This is a genomic window from Dokdonia sp. Hel_I_63 (assembly GCF_007827285.1).
GTDB lineage: Bacteria > Bacteroidota > Bacteroidia > Flavobacteriales > Flavobacteriaceae > Dokdonia.
On the sequence record NZ_VISD01000001.1, the window covers coordinates 2,066,062 to 2,078,761 of the forward strand.

Sequence of the window (12,700 nt, forward strand, 5' to 3'; positions counted from 1 at the left end):
ACGCGGCTATGAACTTCTTATATGAAAATTACTGCGCTCTGCGTTGTGCAGCGATAATTTCGCCCACAGCCTGTTTATATTTTACAGGATTTCCTGCTTTTTTGATAGCCTTATACACCTTTTGCGGATTGTGAGTAGACTGAGAGAAAAACTCCCAGAAACCTAACATTTTCATCTTGATAGGTGTAGGACCAGAAAGGGCAGCATCATATTGCTCGTAAATGGTATCGTGAAAAGCTCTAAAAGTTTCCCATCTATTTGCAGTATACTCTGTCGTATCTGCTTTAATCATACTTGGCAAAAACGGATCTGCAATGAGACCTCTACCTATCATAAAATGATTGATAGAAGGGAAGCGCTCGCGCATTTTTCTAAACTGCTCGACGCTTGTAATATCACCATTGTAGTACAAGGTATGTTTTGCCACGTCTATACATTTCTGAAACCCTTCTAGATCAACACCGCCTTTATAGAGCTGTTTACCAAGCCTAGCATGAATAGCCACATTTTTGAGCGGATATTTATCTAGCACCTTAAAAGATTCTAAAATCTCATTTGGGCTCTCATAACCTAGACGCATTTTCATAGAGATGGTCACATTAGACTCACTATGTGCGCGATCAAGAATATGATCAATTTTTTCTGTGTTACAGATAAGCCCAGAACCCATTCCGCTTTTTGTAACCATCGGGTAGGGGCAACCTAAGTTCCAGTTGAGCTCCGTGTAGCCCAGTGACTCAATATATTTAATTACAAACATAAACTCATCTGCACTTGCCGTCATCACCTGTGGGATTACCTCAAGTGTTGTGTTTACTGCAGGATCAAGGTCGCGTTGATAAGACCCCTTTATTGCCATCTTCCCGTTGAGACGTATGTAAGGCGCATAGTACGTGTCTATACCACCAAAAAATTGCTGTTGCGCATTACGGAATCTAAAGTCTGTAAAGCCTTGTAGTGGAGAGGAAAGAAGGGTATAGGGCATTGTTTGTATTTGGCTGCAAAGATAAATTTAAAAAGGATGGTATGAGATACGTTTTTTACGCTTTCGCGAAATGAAATCGGGACGAGTTGACCAAAAGCTTATTTTTTTAAAGACTAGGCTTTATCATTACGAAGCGAAAATCGATAAAACAGTACAGAAGCACCCAACCCAACTGCCGAAAACGCAGCAAGTAGCCAAAAAACTGCCTCGTGACCCGCACGACCAGGCATCCCGTCTAAAAAGTAGCCAATCATAGGGCCAGCAAAAATATCTGGGGTGTAGCCTATAAATGAAATAACACCCACAGCAGTACCGGTGAGATACAACGGAATATTACCTTCCTTCATGACTGCAAAATACAGCACACGCGCAGCATACACGCCTACGGCTGTGATGATAATAGAGACAAAAAATAGGATGGTAGTTCCTTCATGAAGCACTCCCGAAGCAAATAATATGGCGCCAAAAACAGACAGTACAAAACCTATCATCAAATATACAGACGCTCTAGATCTATCTGCTAGAAAACCAATTACCACGCCTACTACAGGACGAATAAAGAGTAAGAAAGTACCCGTTTTGGCAGCGTCCACCTCATTGTATCCCATGACTACATTTGCATATAGCGAGAAGATATCTGTGATTTTATAGCCTACATATGCGCATAAAATAATAATCATTAATAAGGGCACAGAGGGAAGTTTGAGCACTGTTTTTATAGTATTCAAAGTAATTTTTTCCTTATTTATTTCTTGAGCTTCTACATCACTTTTAAGAAAGAAAAACACAAGAACCCCAATAATCGCTACAATAGCAGAGGAGTAGTAGATTACAGAAGTAAACGCCTCCGCTTGCTGTTCTGGTGATAGTTCGCTTCCATTTTCTGGAGCAAACAGTGAAAAGATAAATACTCCCAACGCTCCAAAAAGTGCACCTACAAGGCCGCGACCGCCATCTAGAAAGCCGAAGGCTTTCCCTTGGCTTTTTTCACCACCCCAAACGCGTGTGGCTTTTATCATCGCTGCCCAAAACAAGAAAATCGTCGTAAAACCCCAAAAACCATACAGCACTTGTAAAGTAACTAGCGACGGACTATTTGCATATACCAGTCCGCCCAGGGCGGTAAGCACAAGTGCCACACCCATTAACTTACGAGGAGGAAACTTATCTGCCAGCGGACCGCCAAAAAGATAAGAAACCAGTGCCACCAGACCATAAATAGAAAAGCAAAAACCAAGCTCTGTGTTGTTTATCTCAAATACATCAAGCACCGTCGTCCTAAAAACCCTAGCCAGCACAAACGGCAATATAAAAACCGCCTCTCCCGCTAGTATGAGTAATACGATATAGGTTACAGAATGTTTTTGCGGTTTGGCGTCCATAGGTTGTGTGGTGGTATGTTACTCAAAGATATGGTTTTGGTAGGGATGGGGAGGTTATTGTAAATATCTCAAATACGTTTACGCGAAATGTAGATAGATATCCTAAACAATTAATTTAGCTGACTCGTTCCAAATATATTTTGGTAAAGGCTCTTCTAATTCCCAATTTATATTCATAGGTTTTGACCCTGAGTAGTCTTTTAGTTTGCCACGTCCTATAAATACATATCCAATTGTATTCCCATATTCATCTTTGGCTTGCTCTCTCAGGAATAGAAGAATAATCTTTTCATTTTTTTCATGTTCTATATAAGACAATCCTTTACCAATATCTGGTCGGGCAGAATTTTGTGTTTGCCAGTGAAATAGTGACTCTGTTACTGCATAATCATCATACATCGTTGTTGGCGAAAAATTCTCTTCTGATTTGATAAGATTTATAAATAGAATCTCAGTGTTTAGTTTTTTATTTTCAGCAGCTCCTTCTCGGTTTGAAGATTTTTTCTCAAATGTACTACTACCAAATCCTGCTAAAATTTGGTCTCTAGTGTATCGAGCGTGAACTTTCAATGGTTGAACATATGGAAGAGAAATATCATATTCTTTAAAGTCTATTTTATCAATAAGAATCTCTAGAACTTCTTTCAATTCTTTAACTAATATTTTATTAGCTCCTATTTTTCTAATGCTCTCCTCTAGGTTTTTAAATCCTGCCTCTTTTTGCCAAAAATCATAATGTAGCATTAACAACATTTTCTGTTCACTCTCAGAGTATTCTTCAAGTTTTATGTCAAAGTTTTTCTTAGTTAAAGACAATAGAAAATTGAAATAGCTTGATGATTTGCATGACAGCCATTTTTTACCAATTGTAGAAACTATTTCTTTCTCATTAGTTTGAGGGAAATTCGGAATTTTTCCAGCAATTTGACATAGCCTTGACCAACAGCCTTTTTTATAAATGGTTTGAATAGGAATATTTGTAAAGTCAACAAAATTGGTAAGTGTTAGCTTAAGGTCAGTTTTATTATTGAAAGTTTTTATTTTATCAATAAGTTGATTGCGGTTGAATCGCGTCGCATTTCGAATATTATTTAATATTGTTTTTTTTGCTATTTTTTCAAGTATTATGGAACATCCTAGTGGTAAGTGAGGAAACTCATCTTCTATTTCTTTCATTACAGAACTGTTGGTTTTCCCAATCAAGGCTCTAAATTTATTTTCAAAATTATATTCAGGTTTTGCATTACCAACAAAGTCTAACACAGTTAAACAATCTTTACCTTCTGAAAGCCTCAATCCCCTGCCTAGTTGTTGAAGAAAAACTGTTAAACTTTCAGTTGGTCTTAAAAATAATACCGTATCAATCTCAGGTATATCCACACCTTCGTTAAAAATGTCAACTACGAAGAGATAATTAATAGTTTTCATTTCTAAGTCTCTGCGTATTCGCGTTCTTTCTAATTTGTCAGTATTTCCAGTTATAAAATTAGCACTTAAACCTGCTAGCGTAAACTTCTCAGCCATATATTGAGCGTGTTTAATTCCTGCGCAAAAACATAGAGCACGTACTTCATTTATATCATTGGTATATTTTTCTAGACCACTTATTATTTCTCCAACTCGGATATCATTTTTTGTATAAATCTTTGTCAGTTCAGATGCCTTATATTTTCCTTTTTCCCAAGTAACTCCAGATAAATCTATACTGTCAGAAATTCCAAAATAATGAAATGGACAAAGAAGTTTGTTATTGAGTGCTTCGGGTAATCTTATTTCTGCTGCTATTCTATTCCCAAAATCTTCCTTTATATCTTCACCACTCATTCGTTCCGGTGTGGCGGTCAAACCTAAAAGAACTTTAGGTTTGAAATACTCAAGAATTGTTCTGTAACTAGAAGCTGTAGAATGATGACATTCGTCAATAATTATGTAGTCGTAATAATCTGGAGATAGGTCTAATGAACTTAATTGGTTTTTTACAGTTTGTACTGAAGCGAAAACATTATTGTAGGAAGCAGGTGCTTTTCCATCACCCCAAAATTCACCAAAATTTTGATCTTTTAGGACAGCTTGAAATGTTTGTAGAGACTTATGAAGAATTTCTTTTCTATGAGCTATAAATAGAAGCTTACTTGATGAATGAGTAATTTTAAATCTTTTGTAGTCAAAGGCAGCAATCATTGTTTTTCCTGTACCAGTGGCTGCGACAACAAGGTTTTTATGCTCTTTGTGTACAGTTCGCTCAACTTCTAATTTTTCTAAAATTTCTTCCTGAAAAGGATAAGGCTTTAGATCAAAATAGGTCATCAAACTATTTGAAATATTTGGAACTCCTCCTTCTTTAAGAGCACCGATTAATTTTTCCTGTTGCTTTTTGTCATCATAAATTTCAAAGTCTCTATTTTCCCAATAGCTGTCAAAAATCTTTTCAAATTTTTCTATAATATGAGGAACTTCTTTAGTAGTTATTTTAATATTCCATTCTAAGCCATTTGTTAGTGCAGAACGAGAAAAATTTGAAGAACCTATATAGGCAGTATGAAAACCAGTGTTTCTTTTAAATAAGTATGCTTTCGCATGTAATCGTTCATTTCCTGTATTATAAGATATCTTGATTGTAGTGTTAGGTAAATTTGACAATAATTTGATTGCTTTATAATCGGAAGCCCCCATATAGGTTGTTGTAATGATGCGCAACTGACCTCCATTAGAAACAAATCTTTTTAATGCCGGTTCCAGGATTCGTATTCCTGAAAATTTAATAAAAGACACAATTAAATCAATTTTATCTGAAGAAAGAATTTCTTTACGAAGTTCACTTTCGAGTGAAATTCCCTTATTCGACCCAGTAAATAATTCACTATGGGTCAATCTCGTATATGGAGTTATTTCCGAAAGCTTTAAGTCCATATCAGAATAATAATTATCTGCTTTGGTAAATACACCTTTTAGTATACTGCCTTCGTTCTCAATTATATCATCTTCAAAGTTTACATTTTCTAATTCATCACGAAGTAGTCTAATTATTTTATTGGCGATACTAATTTTCCTATTAGTTTTATCTGAGTTCTTAATTAGATTAAGCGCCTGTTTAATAGAATAAAAAAGATGTCTTGAAAGTATGAGTGAAGCTTCATCTCTATCAACGGGTACTTCTTTAATATAAAAGACATCCGCATTTATGGTTTCTATTTTTGTTCTTACCAATTTAGTGATGATCTGTTCATATATACCTTCCTCCATAACTGTGCGAAATAATTTGATAAAGTTTTAAAGGCTGAAATTAATGAAAATGTTTATCACAACTATGTGGTTACCCACAAATAGAGAAAATAATTTGATTTATATTAAGACACAAAAAAACCACCCAATTCCTCGGGTAGTTTTTAGTTTGTTACACTTTCGCGAAAGCGTACTTATAAGAAATCAATAGCCAGCGTACTACTCAATGGTAAGAACAAGGTCATTTTGTGAGACCATATAGCCGTCGCTTACGGTAATGGATGCTACGCGGCCGTCTTTTGAGGCGACTACGGTGGTTTCCATTTTCATGGCTTCTATAATAAATAGTGGGTCGTTTTCCTTTACCTCTTGCCCTTTTTTGACAAGTACCTTGTAGAGTGATCCTTGTAGGGGAGCGCCTATCTGGTTGCTGTCTTCTGGGTCTACTTTAAGATTTTCTACTTTCTTAATGTTGAGCGAGGTGTCGTGTACTTCGACAAAGCGGTTTTCACCATTTACTTTAAAGAACACAGTGCGCATTCCTTCATCACTTGGTATCCCAATAGAAAGCAACTTGATGATGACCGTTTTACCAGGTTCTAGCTCAATGAGAATCTCTTCTCCTAATGCCATACCGTAGAAGAAATTCTTAGTAGGTACGAGGGCTAGGTTACCGTACTTCTTGTAATTTTCATGCGCCTGCTCAAACACCTTAGGGTAGAGCATGTATGATAAGAAGTCTTCCATCTCTAGAGGACGTGTAAATCCTTTTTGGAATTTGGCCGTAAAGGTTTCATATTCCTTGTCAAAATCTACAGGAGCCAGATGCGCGTTAGGGCGGTCTGTGTAGGCGTCTTTATTCTTTAAGATGATAGCTTGTAACTTTTTAGGGAAACCACCTACTGGCTGCCCTAAATCGCCTTTAAAGAAATTAATCACAGATTCTGGGAAGGAAATCGTGTCGCCACGTTCCATCACATCTTCTGGTGTGAGGTTATTAGTCACCATAAATATCGCCATATCACCTACTACTTTTGAGCTAGGTGTTACTTTAACTAGGTTTCCAAACATACTATTTACAGCAGCATACATCTTTTTTACTTCGGCAAAGCGATCACCAAGACCTAGCGCTGTTGCTTGTGGTCTAAGGTTAGAATATTGCCCTCCAGGAATCTCATGTTCAAAAATCTCTGCGGTTCCTGCCTTGAGTCCAGACTCAAAAGGGTAGTAGAGTTCGCGGGTATCCTCCCAGAAATTTGAAAACTGATTGAGTTTCTCCATTTCAAAAGGATGCTCACGTTCTTGATATTTCATCATCTCCACGACCGCATTAAAGTTAGGTTGAGAGGTAAGTCCTGATAGTCCGCCTAGGGCTACATCTACCACATCTACATTTGCCTCAATGGCTTTGAGATAGGTAGCCGTTTGTAAAGACGAGGTATCATGCGTATGTAAGTGTATCGGTAAGTTTACGGTGTCTTTAAGCGCTGTGACGAGTTCTGTGGCGGCATACGGTTTTAAGAGTCCTGCCATGTCTTTTATGGCAATCATATGTGCTCCTGCGTTTTCAAGATCTTTTGCGAGCTGGGTATAATACTTAAGATCATACTTAGTTTGCTTTACATCAAGAATATCTCCGGTGTAGCTTATCGCACCTTCGGCAATTCCTCCTGTGAGGTTACGCACATACTGGATGCTAGGTTCCATGGCTTTTACCCAGTTAAGCGAATCGAAAATTCTAAAAATATCTACACCATTCTCCCAAGATTTTTCGACAAATTTCTCTATCAAGTTATCTGGATACGCCTTGTATCCCACACCGTTTGATCCTCTTAAGAGCATCTGGAAAAGAATGTTAGGCACCGCTTTACGCAGTTCGCGCAGGCGTGTCCACGGGCTTTCGTGCAAGAAACGTAAGCAAACATCAAAGGTTGCACCTCCCCAAACTTCCATACTAAAGGTGTTAGGGTGATTCTTTGCAAAACTTGATGCTACCTTAAGCATGTCATACGAACGCATGCGTGTAGCCAGTAGGGACTGGTGTGCATCACGCATGGTCGTATCTGTGTAATGAATCTTTTTCTCTGCCATGAGCCATTTGCAGAACTCCTCTGGACCTAGCTCTGTGAGTAAGTCTTTGGTCCCTTTCAGGAAAGGGTCTGAGAGGCTGTATAATGGGGTTTCTGGCGTTCTAAAAATTTTAGAATCGTCTTTTTTCTTTACGTCAGAATTTCCATTGACACTTACCTCTGCAAGAAACTGAACCACTTTTGAAGTTCTGTCTTGTGATAGCTTGATGTCAAATAGGGCAGGAGTGTTCTGTATAAAGTTTACGGTAGTTTTTCCGTTTTTAAAGGTATCTGTCTGGATGACATTTTGCAGAAAGTGAATGTTAGTTTCTACACCACGTATTCTAAATTCTTTTAATGCTCTAACCATCTTACGAATGGAGCCATCAAGCGTTCTACCATGTGCAGAAACCTTAACTAGCATAGAGTCAAAAAACGGACTTACTTTATAACCTTGGTAAATACTTCCTGCATCAAGACGGATTCCCATTCCCGAAGCACTACGGTAGGTAGTAATCTTCCCATAGTCTGGCGTAAAGTTATTTACAGGATCTTCGGTTGTAATTCGGCACTGTATTGCAAAACCATAAGTACCTATAGATTCCTGACCGTAAATTTTAATCTGCTTGTCTGATAGGTCGTAACCTCCTGCGACAAAAATCTGAGTTTTTACAAGATCGATACCTGTCACCATCTCAGTAACCGTATGCTCCACTTGAATACGCGGATTTACCTCAATGAAGTAAATATTATCATCTGCATCTACCAAAAACTCAACAGTACCAATATTGTTGTAGTTTACTTCGGTAGCGATGGCAACGGCATATTTGTATAGATTATCACGTAGGGTTTGTGATAACCCAAAAGAAGGAGCCATCTCTACCACCTTCTGATGTCTACGTTGTACAGAGCAATCACGCTCATACAGATGTCTGATGTTACCGTGATAATCTGCTACAATCTGTACTTCTATATGCTTAGGATCTTCTACATATTTCTCAAGAAACATAGTATCATCACCAAAGGAGTTGAGCGCCTCATTACGAGCGGAGTCAAAGCTAAGCTGTAAATCTTCTTCTTTGCGTATGATGCGCATCCCGCGACCACCACCACCTGAGGCAGCTTTAAGCATCAATGGGTAGCCAATTTTTGTAGCTTCGCTAAGAGCGATATCTAGTGTATCTAGCGCAATTTTATTACTTTCTATTATGGGCACATTACACTTTTGTGCTACTTTTTTTGCAGTGATTTTATCACCTAGCGCATCCATTACCTCAGGTTCAGGGCCTATAAAAATGATACCGTTTTCGGCACATTTTCTAGCAAAGGTGGAGTTTTCAGACAAGAAACCGTATCCGGGGTGAATGGCATCTACATTTTTAGATTTGGCTAAGTCAATAATCTGATCCATATCAAGGTAGGGCTTGAGTGGCTCATTGTTCTTGCCTATTTGGTAAGACTCATCTGCTTTATTGCGATGTTGTGAGTATCTGTCTTCGTAGGTATAAATCGCAACTGTAGCGATATTAAGTTCGGTACAGGCACGCAGTACTCTAATAGCAATTTCCCCGCGATTGGCGACAAGGACTTTTTTAATTTTCATTATATAAGATAGATTGTTGTGTTACGAAATCGTTGTAGTAGTAGGGTACAAAAAAAGCCACTTCGGTTATAGAAGTGGCTTTGATAAAATTAAATTTTCGCGCAAGCGAACATAAACACTTTTAAGTCATTTTCAATACGTAATCTATTACACATAGTTTTAGTGACTTATTAAGATATATTATGCGTCAAAGCGATATTTTCCATGTTGCTCAACATCTGCAGCAATCTGGTTACGTAAGCCTATTACGTTAGGCTGGTTTGTGTACTTTGTAAAACGCTTAAGACCCATAAGCATCATACGTTGCTCATCACCTTCGGCAAAAGAAATTATAGCTTCTTTAGCCTTCGTCTGGATAATATCTACTGCGTTAAATAAGTATAGTTGAGTCATTGCAAGTTGCGTTGCCTGGCTCTCAAGACCTGTACGTTTGATATTCTTCTCTGTACGTAAGATTGCACTCTCAGACATATAGATTTCAATCAAGATATCTGCAGCAGCCATTAGTAATTGCTGGTGTTTCTCTAGCTCTGTTCCATATTTCTTTGCAGCAGATCCTGCTACCATTAAGAATACTTTCTTAAGACGCTTAAGAAGATCTTTCTCTTCAGATAGTGTTTCAGAAAAATCTGGTGTATCAAAAGAAGGAATACCCATAAGTTCTTCACCTACAGCAGTAGCAGGCCCCATAAAGTCTACATGACCTTTCATTGCCTTCTTCACCATCATTCCTACCGCTAGCATACGGTTAATCTCGTTTGTACCTTCATAGATACGAGCGATACGAGCATCTCTCCAAGCAGATTCCATAGGAGCATCTGCACTAAAGCCCATTCCTCCAAAAACTTGGATACCTTCATCTGTTGTATTCTGTACATCTTCAGATACAGCAACTTTAAGGATAGAACACTCAATAGCATATTCCTCAACACCTTTAAGCTCTGCTTCTTGGTGTGTATTTCCTTCTGCATGACGCATAGCGATACGATCCTCTATGTTCTTTGCTGCTCTGTATGATGCAGACTCATCTACATAGACGTTTGTTGCCATAGTAGCAATCTTTTGCTTGATAGCTCCAAAGTTTATGATAGGAGTTTTAAACTGTACACGCTCCTTAGCATATGTTACTGCTTCATTTACTACACGACGTTGTGCATCAAGGCAAGCAGCAGCAAGTTTAATACGACCTACGTTAAGTGCATTCATTGCAATTTTAAATCCGTTACCACGCTCAGAAAGCATATTCTCTGCAGATACTACAGTATCGTTAAAGAATACCTGACGTGTAGAAGAAGAGTGGATACCTAATTTCTTCTCTTCGTCACCTAGTGTGATTCCGTTAGAAGGATCATTTTCTACGATAAATCCTGTGATGTTCTTATCGTCTTCTATTCTTGCGAATACGATAAAAAGGTTACAGAATCCTGCGTTTGAAATCCACATTTTCTGTCCAGAAATCTTGTAAGATTTTCCATCTTCAGAAAGTACTGCTTTTGTTTTTCCTGAGTTTGCATCAGATCCAGCACCTGGCTCTGTAAGACAGTAAGCACCAAACCACTCACCAGTAGCAAGTTTAGGTACATATTTTTGTTTTTGCGCTTCGTTACCGTATAAAGTAATTGGCATGGTACCAATTCCTGTATGTGCTCCAAAGGCTGTACTAAAAGATCCAGTTGCACCAGAGATGTAATCACAAACAAGCATTGTAGATACAAAGCCCATTCCTAATCCTCCATACTCTTCTGGTACTGCAACACCTAGTAAACCAAGTTCACCAGCCGTACGCATTGTTTCCTCTGTGTATGCATAATCTTTCTTTTCAAAGCGCTCCCAGTGTGCCCATAGATCACGATCTACAAACTCCTTAGTACTATCGCGCATCATTCTTTGCTCTTCGTCAAGATCTTCCATTGTGAATACATCTTCACAAGCTGTTTCTTTTACGATAAATTGTCCACCGCGTAGGATATCTTTTTTTGTTTCTTCTGTTGCCATAATTTGATATTAGATTCGAGATTTTAGACGTTAGATAGGGGGTAATCATCCTTCTAAAATCTGATCTCTATGTTTAAATTGTGTTATTCTTTTTTTAATTTTTCTTTTCCCGCTTTCGCGAAAACGAACTTTACATAGATGAGATGCTCCTTTTAACAGAAGATCTCATCCATCATATTATTTAAGGAATTCGTAAATTCCTGCTGCTCCTTGTCCAGTACCTACACACATAGTTACCATCCCGTATTTACCTGACATATCACGCTTGCGCATCTCGTCAAATAACTGTACCGAAAGTTTTCCTCCTGTACATCCTAGTGGGTGACCTAAAGCAATAGCTCCACCATTTACGTTTATGATATTTGGGTCAAGACCTAGCTCACGAATTACCGCAAGAGATTGTGATGCAAATGCCTCGTTAAGCTCGATAAGCTCAATATCATTTTGCTTAAGACCTGCTTGCTTTAATGCCTTAGGAATCGCAGCTACAGGACCTATTCCCATAATACGTGGTGGTACACCAGCCGCAGCATAGTTTACCATACGTGCGATAGGCTCGATGTTAAGTTCTTTTACCATTTCCTCACTCATAACCATTACAAAGGCAGCACCATCACTCATTTGTGAAGAGTTACCTGCAGTAACACTTCCTCCAGCAGCAAATACTGCTCTAAGCTTTGCAAGTGCTTCTTTACTAGTTCCTGCACGTGGTCCTTCGTCTTTATTTACTGTGTAAGATTTAGTTGCTCTCTTACCATTTGCATCGATATACGTTTGCTCCACATCAATAGGAACAATCTGATCTTGGAAACGGTCTTCTGCCAGCGCACGTAGTGCTTTCATGTGTGAGTTGTATGCAAACTCATCTTGATCTTCACGAGATACCTTGAATTCATTTGCAACAGCCTCTGCCGTGTTACCCATTCCCCAGTAGTAATCTTCGTGCCCTGTTTTTACAATGGCATCGTAGTTTAATTCTGGTTTAAATCCTGTCATAGGTACAGAAGACATAGACTCTGCACCACCAGCGATAATACAATCGCCCATTCCTGCTTGAATCTTTGCTACTGCCATCCCGATAGTCTCTATTCCAGAAGAACAGAAACGGTTTACCGTTACACCAGGTACATCAATTACGTCAAGTCCCATTAAAGAGATAAGACGTGCCATGTTAAGACCTTGCGATCCTTCTGGCATTGCATTTCCTACGATTACGTCATCTATGCGTTTTTTGTCAAATTCTGGCAGCTCCTTCATCATATACTGGATGGTTTCTGCAGCAAGCTCATCTGCTCGCTTGAATCTGAAGACACCCTTAGGTGCTTTTCCTACTGCGGTACGGTAGGCTTTTACTATATATGCTGTTTTCATAATAACAGTGTTTCTTTATTAGGTTATAATCCCCCTCTTTGAAGAGGGGCTAGGGGAGATGTTGTGTTATGAT

General features: G+C 38.5%; 6 protein-coding genes. All 6 read right to left on the reverse strand.

Features of this window, described 5'->3' with window-relative positions:
- Window positions 1–28 precede the first annotated feature (28 nt).
- Entirely contained in the window at window positions 29–985 is a 957-nt protein-coding gene (locus JM84_RS09085) for a tRNA dihydrouridine synthase (protein ID WP_144783838.1), read from the reverse strand.
- Window positions 986–1,098: 113 nt separating this feature from the next.
- The gene (locus tag JM84_RS09090) at window positions 1,099–2,367 is read right to left on the reverse strand and encodes an MFS transporter (protein ID WP_144783840.1); all 1,269 of its coding nucleotides are present in this window, start codon (window positions 2,365–2,367) and stop codon (window positions 1,099–1,101) included.
- A gap of 102 nt (window positions 2,368–2,469) precedes the next feature.
- Window positions 2,470–5,610 carry a DEAD/DEAH box helicase gene (locus tag JM84_RS09095; RefSeq protein WP_144783842.1) on the reverse strand — a complete coding sequence of 1,047 codons (3,141 nt, stop codon included), beginning with the start codon at window positions 5,608–5,610 and terminating at the stop codon, window positions 2,470–2,472.
- Window positions 5,611–5,808: 198 nt separating this feature from the next.
- The gene (locus JM84_RS09100; protein ID WP_144783844.1) at window positions 5,809–9,261 is read right to left on the reverse strand and encodes a pyruvate carboxylase; all 3,453 of its coding nucleotides are present in this window, start codon (window positions 9,259–9,261) and stop codon (window positions 5,809–5,811) included.
- A 180-nt stretch (window positions 9,262–9,441) separates the two neighbouring features.
- Window positions 9,442–11,256 carry an acyl-CoA dehydrogenase family protein gene (locus JM84_RS09105; protein WP_144783846.1) on the reverse strand — a complete coding sequence of 605 codons (1,815 nt, stop codon included), beginning with the start codon at window positions 11,254–11,256 and terminating at the stop codon, window positions 9,442–9,444.
- 177 nt (window positions 11,257–11,433) lie between these two features.
- Window positions 11,434–12,627, reverse strand: a complete 1,194-nt coding sequence (locus tag JM84_RS09110) for an acetyl-CoA C-acyltransferase (protein ID WP_144783848.1) — start codon at window positions 12,625–12,627, stop codon at window positions 11,434–11,436.
- Between the last annotated feature and the right edge of the window lie 73 nt (window positions 12,628–12,700).